Origin of the sequence: Noviherbaspirillum phoenicis, from assembly GCF_047237965.1 — a bacterium.
Taxonomy (GTDB): domain Bacteria; phylum Pseudomonadota; class Gammaproteobacteria; order Burkholderiales; family Burkholderiaceae_D; genus Noviherbaspirillum_A.
The window spans coordinates 387,548-404,859 of the sequence record NZ_JBDFLX010000003.1 but is presented as its reverse complement, the minus strand read 5'-3'; the positions used below and the strand labels follow the sequence as shown (position 1 = coordinate 404,859).

At 62.5% G+C, this 17,312-nt stretch carries 16 protein-coding genes; 11 read left to right on the top strand and 5 right to left on the bottom strand.

From position 1 onward, the window contains the following. Positions 1–315 precede the first annotated feature (315 nt). Positions 316–1,320: a Bug family tripartite tricarboxylate transporter substrate binding protein gene (locus ABC383_RS24075; RefSeq protein ID WP_413017956.1), complete on the top strand. Its 1,005-nt coding sequence runs from the start codon at positions 316–318 to the stop codon at positions 1,318–1,320. Positions 1,321–1,369: 49 nt separating this feature from the next. Here the strand turns inward: ABC383_RS24075 and ABC383_RS24070 are convergent, their stop codons facing one another. After that, positions 1,370–3,127 (bottom strand): IlvD/Edd family dehydratase, encoded by a 1,758-nt coding sequence (locus ABC383_RS24070; protein ID WP_413017954.1) that lies wholly within the window; start codon positions 3,125–3,127, stop codon positions 1,370–1,372. A 176-nt stretch (positions 3,128–3,303) separates the two neighbouring features. On the opposite strand from ABC383_RS24070, the gene ABC383_RS24065 reads away from it, so the two are divergent. Beyond that, positions 3,304–4,035 (top strand): GntR family transcriptional regulator, encoded by a 732-nt coding sequence (locus ABC383_RS24065; protein WP_459564718.1) that lies wholly within the window; start codon positions 3,304–3,306, stop codon positions 4,033–4,035. 124 nt (positions 4,036–4,159) lie between these two features. Here ABC383_RS24065 and ABC383_RS24060 read toward each other — a convergent pair whose 3' ends face one another. Beyond that, positions 4,160–4,582: a hypothetical protein gene (locus tag ABC383_RS24060; protein ID WP_413017952.1), complete on the bottom strand. Its 423-nt coding sequence runs from the start codon at positions 4,580–4,582 to the stop codon at positions 4,160–4,162. A gap of 80 nt (positions 4,583–4,662) precedes the next feature. On the opposite strand from ABC383_RS24060, the gene ABC383_RS24055 reads away from it, so the two are divergent. Together ABC383_RS24055 and ABC383_RS24050 are read left to right on the top strand one after the other, a co-directional pair. Beyond that, positions 4,663–5,565: a LysR substrate-binding domain-containing protein gene (locus tag ABC383_RS24055; RefSeq protein WP_413017950.1), complete on the top strand. Its 903-nt coding sequence runs from the start codon at positions 4,663–4,665 to the stop codon at positions 5,563–5,565. Between the two features lie 289 nt (positions 5,566–5,854). Further along, positions 5,855–6,847, top strand: a complete 993-nt coding sequence (locus tag ABC383_RS24050) for a Bug family tripartite tricarboxylate transporter substrate binding protein (protein WP_413017948.1) — start codon at positions 5,855–5,857, stop codon at positions 6,845–6,847. Positions 6,848–6,953: 106 nt separating this feature from the next. Here the strand turns inward: ABC383_RS24050 and ABC383_RS24045 are convergent, their stop codons facing one another. From ABC383_RS24045 to ABC383_RS24035, 3 genes are all read right to left on the bottom strand, one after another. Continuing rightward, positions 6,954–7,397 (bottom strand): YjjA family protein, encoded by a 444-nt coding sequence (locus ABC383_RS24045; protein WP_413017946.1) that lies wholly within the window; start codon positions 7,395–7,397, stop codon positions 6,954–6,956. Positions 7,398–7,589: 192 nt separating this feature from the next. After that, positions 7,590–8,516 carry a DUF72 domain-containing protein gene (locus tag ABC383_RS24040; protein WP_413017944.1) on the bottom strand — a complete coding sequence of 309 codons (927 nt, stop codon included), beginning with the start codon at positions 8,514–8,516 and terminating at the stop codon, positions 7,590–7,592. 163 nt (positions 8,517–8,679) lie between these two features. Next, on the bottom strand, positions 8,680–9,531 hold the full coding sequence (locus ABC383_RS24035) for a LysR substrate-binding domain-containing protein (RefSeq protein ID WP_413017942.1): 852 nt from the start codon (positions 9,529–9,531) through the stop codon (positions 8,680–8,682). An 89-nt stretch (positions 9,532–9,620) separates the two neighbouring features. Here ABC383_RS24035 and ABC383_RS24030 point away from each other — a divergent pair, with 89 nt between their 5' ends. The 7 genes from ABC383_RS24030 (at position 9,621) to coxB (ending at position 17,301) form a co-directional block, all read left to right on the top strand. Then, positions 9,621–10,481 (top strand): alpha/beta fold hydrolase, encoded by an 861-nt coding sequence (locus ABC383_RS24030; protein WP_413017940.1) that lies wholly within the window; start codon positions 9,621–9,623, stop codon positions 10,479–10,481. A gap of 83 nt (positions 10,482–10,564) precedes the next feature. Further along, positions 10,565–10,870 carry a hypothetical protein gene (locus ABC383_RS24025; protein ID WP_413017939.1) on the top strand — a complete coding sequence of 102 codons (306 nt, stop codon included), beginning with the start codon at positions 10,565–10,567 and terminating at the stop codon, positions 10,868–10,870. A gap of 345 nt (positions 10,871–11,215) precedes the next feature. Further along, positions 11,216–12,577, top strand: coding sequence for a family 1 glycosylhydrolase (locus tag ABC383_RS24020; protein ID WP_413018476.1), 1,362 nt, complete (start codon positions 11,216–11,218; stop codon positions 12,575–12,577). Positions 12,578–13,137: 560 nt separating this feature from the next. Continuing rightward, positions 13,138–14,922, top strand: coding sequence for a methanol/ethanol family PQQ-dependent dehydrogenase (locus ABC383_RS24015; protein ID WP_413017937.1), 1,785 nt, complete (start codon positions 13,138–13,140; stop codon positions 14,920–14,922). Then, positions 14,922–15,761: a substrate-binding domain-containing protein gene (locus tag ABC383_RS24010; RefSeq protein WP_413017935.1), complete on the top strand. Its 840-nt coding sequence runs from the start codon at positions 14,922–14,924 to the stop codon at positions 15,759–15,761. Before ABC383_RS24015 ends, ABC383_RS24010 begins: the two co-directional genes overlap by 1 nt. Before the next feature lie 11 nt (positions 15,762–15,772). Next, positions 15,773–16,273, top strand: a complete 501-nt coding sequence (locus ABC383_RS24005) for a c-type cytochrome (protein ID WP_413017933.1) — start codon at positions 15,773–15,775, stop codon at positions 16,271–16,273. Further along, complete coding sequence (gene coxB / locus ABC383_RS24000) at positions 16,270–17,301, top strand: cytochrome c oxidase subunit II (RefSeq protein WP_413017931.1); 1,032 nt, start codon at positions 16,270–16,272, stop codon at positions 17,299–17,301. The genes ABC383_RS24005 and coxB overlap by 4 nt, the downstream gene beginning before the upstream one ends. Positions 17,302–17,312 lie beyond the last annotated feature (11 nt).

Below are 17,312 nucleotides of genomic sequence, written 5' to 3'. Positions count from 1 at the left end.
GGGAAATTTGCCGGGCGTGGCTTTCGGATGGGGCGCGTCCGCTTGCCAGCGGGCTCATGCTGCCTGGTCGGCCTCGCGCACGCAGCCCGCAATGCCTTGCTAGGCCCATGCGGCCAGCCCCCGATCATCAGGGATGGCAAGCTGGTCTGTCCGGCCGCATGCCGCGCACCGCGGCAACCATAAGCCTTGCGCCGTCCCATGCATTCGCATAGTATCAACACGATTATCAATAATAATATCGAGAAAAATGGTCGCTCATGACCCGAGACGGATCTGTCGGGCGATCGACGCAATCACCACAAACGAGGAGACAACATGCAGTGTGATTTCAGGCGCAGGGCCTTCAACGGCGCTCTGGCGGCGCTGGCCATGACCACGACGTTCGGCATGGCATTGCCCGGCACCGCCGCGGCCGCGGGCTACCCCGACAAGCCCATCAAGCTGGTGGTGCCCTATCCGCCGGGCGGCGCGACCGACATCATCGGCCGGGTCATCGCGCAACGGATGAGCACGGCGCTGGGGCAGCAGGTCATTGTCGACAACCGCGGCGGCGCCGGCGGCAACATCGGCGCCGCCATGGTGGCCAAGGCTGCGCCGGACGGCTACACCCTGCTGATGGGCGCATTGACCTCGCATTCGATCATGCAGACGCTGGAGAGCAAGACGCTCAACTACAACCTGGAAAAGGACTTTGCGCCGATCAGCATGGTGGGCGCGGTGCCGCTGGTGTTCGTGGTCAATCCATCGGTCCCGGTCAACAACCTCGCTGAACTGATCGCCTATGCCAAGGCGAAGCCCGGCCAGCTGACCTATGCGTCGTCCGGCGCCGGTGCGCCGCAGCGCATGGCGGCCGAATTGTTCAAGCGTGCCGCCGGCGTGGACATGTTGCATGTGCCGTACAAGGGCAGCGGCCCGGCCATGAGCGACCTTGTCGGCGGCCAGGTGCTGACCATGGTGGAGACGGTGCCTGCCGCGCAGGGCTTCATCAAGGCGGGCAAGCTGCGCGCGCTGGCGGTGACGACGCCCGAGCGCATTTCCATGCTGCCCGAGGTGCCTACCGCCAGCGAAGCCGGCCTGCCCAACTTCGCGGTCAGCTCGATGTTTGGCGTGCTGGCGCCGGCAGGCACGCCCAAGGACATCGTCGAGCGGCTCAATGGCGAGATGATGAAGATCCTGCAGGTGCCTGAAGTCAAGGAGCAGTTGCTGCAGCAGGGCGCTTACGCGCTGTCCACCACGCCGCAGCAGACGACGGAACGCATCCGCAAGGAAATCGGCATGTGGGCTGCGGTGATCCAGGACGCGAAGATCACCGGAGACTGACGGGCATTGCCACTGCGCCGGCGTCGATGGCGCAGTGGCAGGGTGCAGCCTAGTCGGCGCCGTTCTGGCCAGGCTTGCGCGGGATGCTTTCCTTCGTCTCCTCGGCGCGCAGGAAGTCGAAGTCCACGCCCTTGTCGGCCTGGGTTACCGTCTTCAGGAACAACTGCTTGTAGCCGCGCCCGGCGGTGGGCGGGGCTACCGGCGCTGCCTGCATGCGTGCCGCCAGTTCTTCCTCCGATACCAGCAGGCTGATTTCGCGGTTCGCCACCGACAGGCGGATGCGGTCGCCATTCCTGACATGGGCCAGCGGCCCGCCGATCGCCGACTCCGGCGTCACATGCAGCACGATGGTGCCGGCCGCGGTGCCGCTCATGCGGCCGTCCGACACGCGCACCATGTCCTTGACGCCGGCGCGCGCCAGCTTTTTCGGTATCGGAAGATAGCCGGCCTCCGGCATCGCCGCGCCGGTGGGACCGATATGCTTCAGCACCAGCACGTCGTCCGCCGCCACGTCGAGCTCTTCGTCGTCGATGCGGTTTGCCAGGTCTTCCAGGTTCTCGAACACCACGGCCCGGCCTTCATGCTCCATCAGGGCCGGATTGGCGGCCGACTGCTTGATGATGGCGCCGCCCGGCGCGAGGTTGCCGCGCAATACCGCGATGCCGCCCTGCGGGTAGATCGGATCATTGAATGGCCGCACCACGCTTTGCGCAAACGCGGCGGGAGCGCGCTCCATTTCCTCGCCCAGGGTGCGGCCGGTGACGGTCAATGCATCCAGGTGCAGCAGGGGCTTCAATTCACGCAGCAGCGCATGCACGCCGCCAGCCTTGTGCAGGTCTTCCATGTAGTACTGGCCCGAAGGCTTGAGGTCGATCAGCACAGGCGTTTCGCGGCCGATCGCGTCGAGCTGCTCAAGGTCGATATCGATGCCCAGCCGGCCCGCCGCCGCGGTCAGGTGGATGATGCCGTTGGTCGAGCCGCCGATGGCCAGCAGCACCCGCAACGCGTTCTCGAAAGCCTTGCCGGTCATGATCTTGTCCGGCGTCAGGCCAGCCCGGGCCATGGCCACCGCGGTGGCGCCGGTCTCCTCGGCAATGCGGATGCGGTCAGCGGTGACGGCCGGCGGCGACGCGCCGCCCGGCACCATCATGCCCAGCGCCTCGGTGACGCAGGCCATGGTGCTGGCGGTGCCCATCACCGAGCAGGTGCCGACGCTGGCCACCAGCACATTGTTGACTTCCGAGATTTCCTGGTCATCGATTTCCTCGGCACGGTACTTGCCCCAATAGCGCCGGCAGTCGGTGCAGGCGCCCACCCGTTCGCCGCGGTGGGCGCCGGTCAGCATCGCGCCCGTGACGAGCTGGATGGCCGGCACGCCGGCCGAGGCCGCGCCCATCAGCTGCGCCGGCACGGTCTTGTCGCAGCCGCCGATCAGCACCACGGCGTCCATCGGCTGGGCCCGGATCATTTCCTCGGTATCCATCGACATCAGATTGCGCAGGTACATCGAGGTCGGCGCGGAAAAGCTTTCGTGGATGGAGATGGTCGGAAAGTCCATCGGCAGGCCGCCGGCCAGCATGATGCCGCGCTTGACCGCTTCGATCAGTTGCGGCGCATTGCCGTGGCAGGGGTTGTAGGCGCTGCCGGTGTTGGCGATGCCGATCACGGGGCGGTCGAGCGCATTGTCGGTATAGCCAGCGCCCTTGATGAAGGCCTTGCGCAAGAACAGCGAGAAGCCACTGTCGCCGTAGCTGGTAAGGCCCTTCCTGATTCCGGCGGCCTGTTCGTCCTTCTTCTCGCTTGACATGCTGATTTCCCCTTCAATAAGATTATCAATAATCGTCGGGCATAATAAGGCTGATGGGATAGGGCTGCAAGGCTTATCTCGGCCCCGCCGAAGCGGGCCAGTTCCGGCAAGGCGCCGTTTCTGAGAAGATAGGCGCCGTTTAGACACAGCGTCGGTTCGCCGACAAGGACAATTCCATGAGCGCCAGATCCTCCAAAATCCCGGCAGTCAAGGCCGTCGCCAAGGATGACGGCGAGGTGCGCAATGCAGACCTTGCAATGCGGCATATGAGCAGCGTGCTGGAAGAGGAAATCGTGCTGGGCGTGCTGCATCCGCGAGAACGTCTGGTGGAAGACGAGCTGATGGCGCGTTTCGGCTACAAGCGCCATGTAGTGCGGCAGGCACTGGCCCATATGGAAAAGCAGGGGCTGGTCCAGCGCAAGAAGAACAGCGGCGCGCAGGTGCGCGCGCTCACGCCCAAGGAAGTGACCGAGATCTATGCGCTGCGCGAGATTCTCGAAACAAGTTCGGCCAGGCTGATCACGCTGCCGGTGCCGCGGGCAAGACTGGCGCCGCTGGTAGCCATCCAGCGCATGCACGACGCCGCCGTCAGGGCAGGCGACCCGCGTGAGGTGTTCCGCGCCAACCTGGCATTCCATGCCGCACTGCATTCGCTGTCCGGCAACGACACCCTGATCGAGGCCATTGCGGAATACGCGCGTCGGACCTATCCGGTCAGGCTGTCGACGCTGGTGGCGCCCGAGTTTCTGGAGCAGGCGCGGCAGGACCATGTCGCCATCATCGAAGCCCTTCGCGTCGGCGACCAGGAGCGACTGCTGGCGCTGTGCGCGAGCCATCTGCGGCCATCGCGGGACACTTATCTGGCCAACCTGAAGCGGCTCGGACGACTAGCCGAGGATGCTGCCTGAAGCCCGCGGCATCGTTTAGCTTGGCCCGAGCAAAGCCGAGGTGAAGACACGGACATGGCGCATCGACTAATAGAACGTCGACTCAAGGCATGCGAAGCGGGATGAGAACGCCGTTGCGGCAAGCCTACTGCCCAGACAATGCTTCACGCAGCAGTTCGGCCTGCTCCTTGACACTCATCCTTTCCCAGGTGTCGCCAGGTATATCCATCGTCGAGCAGGTGCGCTCGCCGGCATCGCGCCATGCATCCGCGATTGCCTCGGCTTCAGTGGGGTGATTGTCTATGGAGCTGGCATTGGGCGCGACCCAGTTCCAGCCGGATTTCTTGGTGATGCTGTCAAACGCATAGCCCAGCGATTCCAACACTTCTTTCTTTTCGCTTGCGCCGGATGAAACCTTGCCGCTCTTGAAGGTAGAGCCGCCCTTGGAGTTCTTGAACATGGCGAAAAAGTGCCCTTTCGATGATTCCGTTTGAATGCAGTAGATGCGAGCGTTCCGGGAATAATCAACTCCGTCGGGAAGCGGGCAGCGTCTGACCGGCTTATGCATGCGTTCTTGCTCGCCGCTGCGCTTGTAAATGCACCGTGTGCCGGCGGAGAATGCCGGCATACCAAGCCAACGTTGCAAAAATGAATCCTTATCGCCTCGACCTGGTGTCCCTGTCCTTGTTTGCGTTGATCGCTCGAACCGGAAGCATTACCAGGGGCGCCGCGCTTTCGCATCTTGCAGTGGGCGCCGCCAGCAAGCGCATATCCGATCTGGAAGCCGCGATAGGCACCGCTCTTTTTGAACGACATTCGCGCGGAGTCACGTTAACCGTAGCCGGTCACGCACTGCATTCCCATGCGCAGCGCATCCTGAGCGAGGTCGACCTGCTGACGGCCGATCTCTCCGACTACGCATCCGGCCTTGTGGGCGTGGTCCGTCTCTGGGCCAATACCTCCGCCGTGACGCAGTTCCTGCCGCAGGATCTTGCCGCTTTCAGCGCCGCGAACCCCGGCATTCGCATCGAACTGGCGGAAGGAGACAGCAGGGAAATCGTCATGGCGGTGCTGGACGGCCGCGCGGATCTGGGCATCTTCGCCGACCGCACCCCGGCGCTGGGCTTGCATCAGGTGGAGTACCGAAAAGACCGCTTGAGCCTGATCGTCCCCGGAGGCCACGCGCTGTCCGGCAGGCGCTCGGTCTTTTTCGAGGAGGTGCTTGACTATGACTTCGTCAGCCTGCCAAAGGGCACGTCACTGGCAGACCGCTTGCAGGCTGAAACCGATGCGTTAGGCCGCAACCTCAAGCTGCGCATCCGCGTGCGCAGCTTCGATGCCATGTGCAAGATGGTCAGCGCCGGAATGGGCATCGCGGTGCTGCCTTCCGATGCCGTGCATGAACTGGTCAGTTCGCTCCACCTGCGCCAGATCAGGCTCAAGGATGCCTGGGCTCAGCGCCGGCTTCTGATCGGCCTTCGCGACACCAAGGCCGTCTCGCGCCATGCCCGCCTGCTGCTCGAGCATCTGGCGAGCGCGCCGGCCAGTTGACCGGTCGCCCCCGTATGCCCGGGTAAGCCAGCTTTCGCGGACCGTGAAAGCTGGCTTCTTTGCTTTGCGCTTCTGTCATCACCAGTCGAGCGCCAAAATAGGGCTATGCGCCAATAAGGGCGTGCCTGTTCGCCTTGGCGGCTGCTGGGTCTGATGCATTGTAGGCCGTCCTGCCCGCCGAGGCCGGGCATGTTCCGGCATTGAATTCGAACCATGGTTTCGCCAGAGCGGAAGGCCCCGGCGAAACAGCCCACAAGAGAAGCATGAAAACAATCCATAAGGAGACACCATGAAATCCCTTTCCTTCCGGCTGACGCGCGCCGGCGGACTTGTCCTGCTCGGAACGGCTTTCGCCAACGCCAGCGTGCATGCGCAGGATGGCACGTTCCCAAGCCAGACAGTCACGCTCATCGTATCGGCGGCAGCAGGCGGCACCACCGACATCGCAGCGCGGATGATTTCCGATCCCTTGTCGAAAGCCCTGGGAAAATCGGTGATTGTCGACAATCGTCCGGGCGGCTCAGGCGCCATCGCGGCCGCGGCGGTGAAGCGCGCCAAGCCGGACGGGCATACGCTGCTGGTCCAATATTCCGGTTACCAGGTCATTACGCCGCACCTGATGAAGGGTTCCTTTGACCCGATCAAGGATTTTGCGCCAGTGGCCAACCTGATCGTCGCGCCGCAGGTCGTCGTCGTCCGCCCGGACCTGCCGGTCAAGACCCTGGCCGAACTGAGCAGCTATGCCAAGGCGAATCCCGGAAAGCTCAATTACGCATCGTCCGGAAACGGTTCCCTCCAGCACGTCACAGGCGAGATGATCAAGCAACTTGCCGGCATCGACATTGCGCACGTTCCCTACAAGGGGACGGGTCCGGCCCTCACGGACCTGTTGGGCGGCAATGTCGACATGACCTTTACCACGGCGCCGCCGCTGCTTGGCCACATCAAGGCCGGAAAGCTCCGGGCGCTTGCGGTCACGGGCAGTACGGCACTGCCTAGCCTGCCCGACGTGCCGCCCACTTCGAAGGTCAAGGGATTCGAGAAACTGGATGCCAGTTCCTGGTTTGCCGTGTATGCGCCGGCGGGCACGCCCAAGCCCGTGATAGACAAGCTGTCTTCCGAGATCAGTAAAATCATGCAGACCGCCGAATTCAAGAGCAAGGCGGAAGCGCAGGGCGCTTATGCCGTGTACATGAATCCGCAGGAATTGGCCGACTACACCAGCAGGGAATTCCAGACCTGGGGCAAGTTTGTAGCCGACGCCAAAATCAGCGCCGAGTAAGGGCAGGAAAGCAGGAGAGTGCATGTGAGGTGACACAAGCGTACCCGCACGCCGGGACGCTCCGTCGAAGAAACAATCGCGGGCGTCACCTTTTCTCCTTGCCTGCTTATAAAAGGGACTTGCCTTGCGCGAGGATCTGGTCGCACACCTGCCTCGTCACCTTGGCCTTCAGGCCGCCGCCGCTCAGGTCCAGCTTCTTGCCGTCGCTGCTGCTCAGGATGCCCTTTTCACCGTCGTTGTAGCCTTTGTCGGAAGAAGGCTTCCCTGACAGCTTGCCCATCAGTCTGTCCTTGACCGACGAAGCGGCATTGCCATCCAGATAGTTGTTCTTGATGCAGAACTGCAGCACGCCCGCGACATTGCCGGTGCTGCCGGACATCATGGATTTGCCGGACAGCGCGCCGCCCAGGTCTGCCAGGCCGCCGCCGGACGATCCGGCAGACTGGCCCTGCTTGAGCAGGTCGCCAAGCTGCGCATGGGCTAAGGTGGCGGGCAGGATCGTCGCGGCCAGGACGGCGGCTGCCGCAGCGAGGTAATGACGTGCATTCATGTCGGCTCCTTCGGGGTAGATAGACTCCACCACTATATGCCTATCGACCGGCAGGTGAAGGACGCCGCTTGCGCAGCCAATGTATGGGTACCACACCCCGGCGATTGACATTTTGCATGCAGATCGCCGGCAATATGCATCGAGGAATCCCGGCTTGGTGCCGAGGCTTTGCTGAGCTATCGGCAAAATTGTTCATGCGCCGAGCAATGAGGATAACAACCGGGCATTTTTCGTGGCGTAGCCCTCGTAGTCATTGTTGAAGTAGGCCCAGACCCGTTTGGCACCGCTCTCCTGGATGCGGTTCGACCATACGCGCAATTCCGCCTCCGAGTAATCGTGCCGATACCATTGCTTGGGCCCGTGGAAGCGCAGGTAGATATCGTCGGCGGTCTTTACCAGTTGATCCGGCAAGCGGGGACCGCTGCAGGAACAGAAAATTGTGCCAGTCTCGCGGAACGGAGCATAGACCTCGTCGTTCCACCAGCTGGCATGGCGAAACTCCACTACGTTGCGCCTTGCATGATCGAGCTGACTCAGGATTTTTTTCAGGCCGGCGGCAGTGTAGCGAATGCTGGGCGGAAGCTGGAAAAGAAAGCATCCCATCCGGGGCCCCAGCAGATCGGCGATCAGCCCAAAGTCCTTCACCAGGGTCTTTGTTCCCTCGAAGCGCTTTATGTGGGTGATCAGTTCACACACTTTGACCGTGTAGACAAACTGCTTTCCCTCAGCCTGCCTGATCCAGGTTTTTACAGTCGCTTCGGTCGGCCACGAATAGAAGGATGCATTGATCTCCACTGTCTCGAAGTGGGAAGCGTAATGGGGAAACCATTCGCTGGTCGGTAATCCGTCCGGATAGAAGTCGCCACGCCAGCGCCAGTAAAACCATCCCGAGCAGCCAATGTGATATGCGGTTGCGTCGACTTCTTCGGCGGAAAGGTCCTGCATGATTTGCGGCCCGCCGGCTTTCTCCCTTTCAATGCGGAGCTTGTGCATTTTCTCGGCTCGGCCGACGTTCGCTGTGCGCTGCTTCGCACGCCGCTCTTCGCGCTTGCGCCGCCGTTCCTCTTTTGCGGCCGCAAGCGCCTCCGGGGTTGCCTTATCAGTGCTGGCTCGACGCATAAGTCCTCATGCTGATGATTGCAGGCGTCAGGATCCTGCCGTGTTCAGAAGTACTGCTGCCAGCTGGCTGACACATCCCATGGCGGTGGCAGCAGCCAGCGCCGCAGCAGGAATGTTCAGCCGGCTGTCATGGGAAAGCAGTACAGATACGCTCCATCTTTCGCTAACGCCGCAGTTCCGACATGATCTTTTCGGCAAGGAAGTCACATGGCGGCCGCTTCGACTTGGCGCTCCGCGCAAGAATCACTTCCAGCGCGGCGATCTCCGGCAGTCCCTGCGCCTGGCCAAGCAGGCTGAAGTGGGGAGGGACCGCACACCGTGCCAGCGGCGCCACCGCGAGGCCCGCTTCCACCATGCTAAGCAGTCCCATCAGGCTGGGGCTTTCGAAGGAGGTGCGGTAAGGGATGCCGGCCCGCTCCAGGCTGCGGATCGCATTCTCCCTCGCCACGCTGCCCGGCAGAAAAACGGCGATCGGCAACGGCCTTTCCCGCCAGATCTCGGGCGCGCTCGGCGCTGCCGCCCACACCATGGGCTCGAACCGGATGAATTCTCCCGACAGGCCCTTCACCCGCGTCGCGCAGACCAGGTCCACCGACCCATCCTTGACCATGGGCGCGAGCGCCACGCTAGGCAACCCTACAACCTGAATCTCGACCCTGGGATAGGTCGCGGAAAATTTCTTCAGGATCGAGGGCAGCAGGGAGGAGGCGTAGTCATCCGGCACGCCGATCACCACGCGGCCGGTAACGTCCGGGCGCACGACTGCCGCCCAGGCTTCATCGCGCAGCGCGAGCATGCGCCGCGCGAAGGACAGCAGCACCTCGCCATCCTGCGTGAGGCTCACGCCACGCGGCCTGCGCACGAAAAGCGGCTTGCCGAGCGCGGCTTCCAGCGTCCTGATCTGCATGCTCACTGCGGACTGCGAGCGATGGACAACTTCCGCGGCGCGGCTGATGTTGCCCGTATCCGCGACGGCCACGATCATCGTCATCACATCCAGATCGAGAGTTTTCATAGGTATCAGAAAAATTGATGGATGCGATCAATATTACGCGATTTTCTTGGAGGTCTGCATCATGCATAGTGCTGGAAAGGAGCTTATCCATGAATGCCAGAACCGACCCGTCAGTCCTTGCCGCAACCCAGCCGTTCTTCGCCAGGCTGCCGTCCGGCGCCGGCATGCCCTATGCAATCTGCGGCGCAGGGGAGCCGCTGGTTTTCGTTCATGGCTCGCTTTGCGATTACCGCTACTGGAACAGCCAGACCAGTGTCCTGTCCCGCACTTTCCTGTGTGTGTCCGTCAGCCTCAGCCATTACTGGCCGGGCAACGATGCCACCATCAACAGCGAGTTCGGATGGCAATCCCACGTGTCGGAGCTTGCCGAGTTCATCGATGCGATGGGTATCGGGCCAGTCCACCTGGCGGGGCACTCACGTGGCGGCTGCGTTGCTTTCCAGCTGGCGCGCGCTTATCCGCATCTCGTCAAAACCCTGACGCTGGCTGATCCGGGCGGGCCGCTGCAGGTCGAAGGAACGTCGCAAGCCACACTGCCGCCTGCAACCCAGGCATTGCGCGCCAGGGTTGCCGCGCTGATCGACGCCGGCGATATCGACGCCGGGCTCGAGATGTTCGTCGACTCGGTCAGCATGCCAGGCTACTGGCGCAAAAGCCCTTCCAGTTTCCGTACGATGGCCATCGATAATGCCCTCACCCTGCCCAAGCAGTTTCGCGATGCGCTGCCGGCCTATTCCCGCGCCGGCGCAGCCGAGGTGCAATGCCGCACACTGCTGGTCCAAGGCGAAAAGAGTCCGCGCATGTATCGCAACAATGTGGACAGCCTGGCCAACTGGATTGAGCATGCGGACAAGCAGACCGTAGCCGGTGCTTCGCATGGCATGACTGTGACGCATCCCGCGGCGTTCAACCGGCTGGTGCATGCCTTCCTCCTGGAAGGGTCTGACTGACCAACCCGCAGGGCAGGCTGGCATGGCCTTCCAGGTCATCGTGCCCGGTGCCGATCCAACGGAAACATAGGCAGTTAACCACCATGACGTCTCACGCGCCGCTTTCTCTCCCTGCCCGTTGCGCAATTGCGGCTCTCGCCGTGCTCGGCATGTCGGGGGGCTGGCTGATCCTGCTATCGGGAGGATTTCAGCACCAGGTGCATCGGTACGGCCGCGCAACCACATCGGTGACCGGCACGCCGGCATGGCTCATGGCGGGCATCCTGTTTACCCTCGGCGTGCTCGGCGCACTTTCGCTACTGAGGGCACTTGGTGTTTCCCTGGTCTGGCAAATCCTGGCCTGCGCTGCCATCGTTGTGCCGCCGGTGCTGTTCTTCCTCTCCATGTAGTCTGGTCCTGTGCATGTTGCAGCAGGTCGTTGCCCAGGTCATCTCAAGTGGATTGACTGTGGTCCCGACAAGATCGTGCTGTGCCTGAAACACGCGCCCAAGGCCCAGGCCTGGCGAAGCATAAATGCAACTGCCAACGCCATGGATGCGAAACCCACAATCTGATACAGCCAGCGGTACAAAAACATTCACCCGCTCTGCCCGGTGGCTATTGGAACGGACTACGTCGATTAATGCTGTCAAGATCGAGGAATGTAAGGTCAGTCTCATTCCCGAAGCCAAATTCTTGAAAGAATTTGGCCGAACATATATTCTGACGGCAGCAGAACTGCGGGGTTCGTGATCATGAGCAAAGCCCAATCTACAAGCAACAGCGACGTCAAGGCGAAAGAAGGTGCCTTCCACGCAGACGTCATTCCGGGGTTTCTTTTTGTCACAGGGATTGAAAACAGCGATCCTACGATCCAGAACGGTCGGGTACGGGTCGATGAGATGGAGAAATGCGGACACTATCGCTCATGGCAAATTGACTTCGAACTGGTTCGGGATATGGGCATCCAGTTTCTGCGATACGGTGTGCCGCTCCACCGCGCCTGGCTGGGCCCGGATCGCTACGACTGGGGCTTTGCCGACGCCGCGTTCGCGCGGCTGAAGGAAGAGGGCATCGTGCCCATCGTCGATTTATGCCATTTTGGCATGCCAGACTGGCTGGGCAATTTCCAGAATCCTGACTTTCCCGAACAGTTTGGCCGCTATGCTTCGGCATTCGCGCTGCGTTATCCCTGGCTGCAACTGTATACCCCGGTCAATGAAATCTATATCTGTGCCCGCTTCTCGGCGCTGTACGGCTGGTGGAACGAGCAATTGCATTCGGACGCAGCCTTTGTCACGGCATTGAAGCATCTGGTGAAAGCCAACATCCTGGCAATGCGCGCGATCCTGCAGCACCGTCCGGACGCGATCTTTATCCAGAGCGAGTCTTCAGAATACTTCCATGCAGAACAGCCCGCGGCAATTGGCCACGCCGAAAAACTGAATGCGCGCCGCTTCCTGTCGCTCGACCTGAACTACGGCCGACGTGTCGATTCCGAGATGTATGAATATCTGCTCGACAATGGCATGACGCGCGACGAATACCACTTCTTCCTGGAAAATCACCTGAAGCATCACTGCATCATGGGCACCGACTATTACGTGGCGAATGAGCACAGGGTCACAGCCGGCGGCGATATCTGCGCGTCCGGAGAAATCTTTGGCTATTCCACAATCACAAACATGTACTACGGCCGCTATCAATTACCCGTGATGCATACCGAGACCAATATCGCCGAAGGCCCGCGAGGCGACGAGGCTGTAACCTGGCTTTGGAAGGAATGGGCCAACGTGCTGCGGGTGCGCAATGCCGGCGTGCCGATCCTCGGCTTTACCTGGTATTCGCTGACGGACCAGGTGGATTGGGACAGCGCACTGCGCACGGACCGTGGCAATGTCAATCCACTGGGACTCTACGACCTGGACCGGAATATTCGCGCAGTGGGCCGGGCCTACCGCGAACTGATCGCAAACTGGCGGGAAGTGCTGCCTACACAGAGCGTCTGCCTTCGCATACCCATCGAGATGCCCGCCGGCAGCGGCGATGCCTGGCGAAGCGCGCGCCGCAGCCGCAAGGGCGGCAACGAAGCGACTGCTGCGCCGTCGAACACCTAGCTGATCCGCACAAGCAGGCAGGGCAGATACATCAAGCGGGCTGGGCGCGGTCCGACGGCGGGATGAGATGCCGGGCAAGCACCAGCAACGTGCTTGATGCGCTGTACAAGCATGGCTGCCTGAAGCGCGAGGAGCTTTGCGCAAGCCGCTGGGTCAGGGCATGCGGCCTTGCCATAACCATGGCGAACGGCGGTTGCCGGTTCTCCAGCACCAGCTCACAGGATCACCCGAAAATTCCCGGGCTTCTGCGTGCCCAATGTCGGATAGAGGTGTTCGAACGGGCAAGGTAAATTTAGCCGAACTTCTCATGTAATTCTTACATGATGCTGCTCAGGTTTATCCCGGATCGGGCGCCCACGGTACTGGCGAGGCTGACTGTCTTTCCGGCCGCTTTACCCCGACAAAGCGAACGAAGCCTGGAGTGCCGCGGATGGCGGCGCGACCCTCGTGGCTGTGACTGGCGTGCATCTTGCACGCAAGGCAAAAGCATTTGCGCAAATATACGAAGGGCTCCCAAAAATCGGTGCCGGAAGATTCGGTACCTCATGCGGAATCAGCAGATGAAAATCCAGTTCGCTGTAATTCTTGTCCTGGCGCAGTCCTGCACCCTGGTGCATGCTGCAGCAGATCAGGACAAGCCTCAAACGGAAGACGGGCAATGGATCATGCCCGCCAAGAACCATGCCTCCACCCGGTTCAGCGAACTGGATCAGATCAATGCCGGCAATGTGAACCGGTTGCAGGTCGCATGGACCTTTTCTACCGGCCTGGTGCATGGTCACGAAGGCGCCCCGCTCGTGGTAAACGACACGATGTACATTGTGACGCCTTATCCCAATTATCTTTACGCGCTCGACCTGAAACGGGAAGGTGCGCCGATCAAATGGTTATACAAGCCGCATCCGGACCGGGCTGCGCAAGGCGTCGCCTGCTGCGACCTGGTGAACCGCGGCGCCGTGTTCGTCGATGGAAAAATCATCTTCAACACGCTGGACGTGCATACGGTTGCGGTCGATGCGGAAACCGGCAAGGAAGTATGGAAGACCAGGCTCGGCGACATCAACCTGGGCGAAACCATGACAATGGCGCCGCTGGCTGTCGGAGATAAGGTGTTCGTCGGCAACAGCGGCGGCGAGATGGGCGTGCGCGGCTGGCTCACGGCGCTCGATGTAAAGACCGGCAAGCAGGTATGGCGGGCTTACAGCACCGGGTCCGACAAGGACGTGCTGATCGGACCTGACTTCAAGCCGCCTTATCCGCAGGACCGGGGCAAGGACCTGGGCATGAGCACCTGGCCGTCCGGCCAGTGGAAAATGGGGGGAGGCGCGGTCTGGGGCTGGCTTTCCTACGATCCGGAAACCAGGCTGATTTTCTATGGCACCGCCAATCCGGGCCCATGGAATCCGGCCCAGCGGCCAGGCGACAACAAGTGGACCTCTACCGTATTCGCCCGGGACCCCGACACCGGCGCTGCCAAGTGGGCGGTGCAGTACAACCCCCATGATCTGCACGACTATGACGGCGTGAATGAAAACGTGCTGATCGACCTCGACGTCGGCGGGGAAAAACGCAAGGTCATGCTGCATCCCGACCGCAATGGCTTCATGTACATGATGGACCGGCAGACCGGCCGCATTATTTCCGCACCACAGTTCGCCTACACCACCAGCATCAAGCGCATCAATCTGGAAAACGGCCTGCCCGAAGTGGTGCCGGACAAGGAGCCGCGGCAGGGCCAGCTGGTCAAGGACATCTGCCCCGCCGCGCCGGGCGGCAAGGACTGGCAGCCGTCCGCCTGGTCGCCGCGCACGCACTTGCTGTATGTGCCGCATAACCACCTGTGCATGGACGTGACGGCGTCCGAAGTCAGCTATATCGCCGGCACGCCTTATGTCGGTATGGAAGTAAAGATGAAGAAGGGGCCGGGCGACTACGGCGGCGTCTTCAGCGCCTGGGATCCGGTGGCCGGCAGGGAAGCCTGGTCGATCAAGGAGCATTACCCGGTATGGAGCGGGGCGCTGGCGACGGCTGGCGACGTGGTCTTCTACGGCACCATGGACCGCTGGTTCAAGGCAGTCGATGCAAAGACCGGCAAGGAACTCTGGCGTTTCCGTACCGGCTCGGGAATTATCGGCCAGCCCATCACCTATCGCGGACCCGACGGCAAGCAGTATGTGGCCGTGCTGTCCGGCGTGGGCGGCTGGTCCGGCGCGGTCGTCGCTGGCGGCCTCGATACCAAGGTGCCCTATGGCGCGCTCGGGTTTGTCAACGCCATGAAAGACCTGCCGAACGACACTGCCACCGGCGGCATGCTGTATGTGTTTGCGATACCGGATGCGAAATGATGAAGCGCTGGCAAAAGCTTACCGCGGTCATCCTGCTGTCCTGGCTTGCAGCCTGCGCGCCTGCAGTGCCCGCGCCGCAAGCCGCGCTGCGGGTGTGCGCCGACCCCAATAATCTTCCGTTCAGCAACCAGGCCCGGGAGGGATTCGAAAACCGGCTTGCCGCAATGCTCGCCGACGCGATGGGAGAAAAGCTGGAATTCACCTGGTGGGCGCAGCGCCGCGGCTTCATCCGCAATACGCTGGCGGCTGGCCGCTGCGATGTCGTCATCGGGGTTCCTGCCGGCTACGGCCTTGCGCTGACAACTCGCCCCTATTACCGCTCCTCCTATGTCTTCGTGTACCGGAAGGACCGCCGCTACCAGTTGCATGCGCTCGACGATCCGCGCCTGGCATCCCTGAAGATCGGCGTCCATGTGCTGGGCAATGACAACCCGCCGCCAGCCATGCTGCTGGCACGGCGCGGCATCGTGGACAACGTGACCGGGTACAGCATCTACGGCGACTACCGCTATCCCGACCCGCCGGCTGCGCTGGTGGACGCAGTGGCACGCGGCGACATCGATGTCGCCATCGCCTGGGGACCACTGGCAGGGTATGTCGCGCAGCGCGCCGCGCCGCCGCCGTTGGAGGTCGTGCCGGTCGACGAGCCGGCCGACGCGACCTGGCCGATGCGGTTTTCCATTGCAATGGGCGTGCGCAAGAATGACCGTGAACTCAAGCAGAGGCTGGACGCCATCCTGCAGGAGCGGCGGCCACAGATCGAAGCGCTGCTGCGGCAGTACGGCGTGCCGATGGTTACCGCTGCAAGCCTGTCCAGGACGGTCGGCGCACTGCCGTGAAAGGACCCAACATGCGCATCGCTACTGTTTACCTGACATGGCTGGCCGGCCTGGCCTGCCTTCCGGACTACGCCTCAGCGCAGCACAACGAGGTTGGCCCTGGCCAGTTGCCGCGCGCCGGGCAACTGATTGCCGTACCGGTGGGCGGCACCCACGTCCCGATACAGAATCCGGTGCAGCAGGTGGCAAGCCCTTACAACGATGCAGACCCGGCGGCCATCGCACAGGGCCGGGCACTGTTCCACTCGATGAACTGCGTCGGCTGCCATGCGCCGGAAGGCGGGGGGGGCATGGGGCCGCCGCTGTCCGACCCTGTGTGGATCTATGGCGGCGAGCCGGCGCAGATTTTCATGACCATCATGCAGGGTCGGCCGAATGGCATGCCGTCCTTTGCCAATGCGCTTCCGGAAGAATCGATCTGGAAGCTCGCGGCTTATGTACGGTCCCTGAGCCGTTCCTCCGGCGAGCCGGCCAATGAGCCGCCCGTGGCCAGGCAATCGGGCAAGCCATGAAGCGCCGGTTCGCCGTCCTCACGCTTTGGCTGCCTGCCGCCGCTGCGATGGCCGGTGCAGACTGGCCGATGGGCTACCTGGTCACGCATGGTCCGGCGGCCGATCCGGCCACCCGGCTCAACTGGGGGCTGATGGCGATCTCGGTGCTGGTCACGATCATCATTGCCGCGCTGGTGCTCTATGCGTCGCTGCGCCGGCGCCCGCCAGTGCCGGCGGCGGACAACGGGTGGCCGCCGCCGCAGCCGGATACGGGCGGCGCGTCCTGGATCTACATTGGCACTGCGATCACCGCGGCGGTGCTGCTGGGCACCACCATCTGGACCATCCTCACGCTGTCGGCCGTGGCGGCGCCCCACCGCAAGCCGTCGCTGCTTCTGGAAGTGACTGGGCACCAGTGGTGGTGGGAGATACGTTATCGCGGCGCAGACAAGCCGGACGTGATGGTCACTGCCAACGAGATTCACATACCGGTGGGAGAACCGGTGCACATCCGACTGGAGAGCGGCGATGTGATCCACTCGTTCTGGGTGCCCAAGCTCGGCGGCAAGACTGATCTCATACCCGGCCAGACCAACTTCACCTGGCTGCAGGCCGACCAGCCTGGCACGTACCGCGGCCAGTGCGCCGAATTCTGCGGCTCCCAGCATGCCCACATGGCGCTGTACGTGGTGGCACAGGAGCGGCCGGCATTCGACGACTGGCTTACGCGCCAGAAGGCCGATGCCGGAGAGCCGCAGTCGCCGCAGGCCGTCAGCGGGCGCCAGGTATTCGAGGCGCGCTGCAGCACCTGCCATACCGTGCGCGGCGACAGCGCCGTTGCGGGGGCCGCCGGCCGCCTGGGGCCTGACCTGACCCACCTGATGAGCCGCGCCACCATCGCCGCCGGCCGTCTGCCCAACAACACCGGCAGCCTCAATGGCTGGGTCGCCAACGCGCAGGAGATCAAGCCCGGAACCCGCATGCCGCGGATGGACCTGAGCCCGGAAGACCTGCATGCGGTGGTGTCCTATCTCGAGACCCTGAAATGAGCGGAGATAAC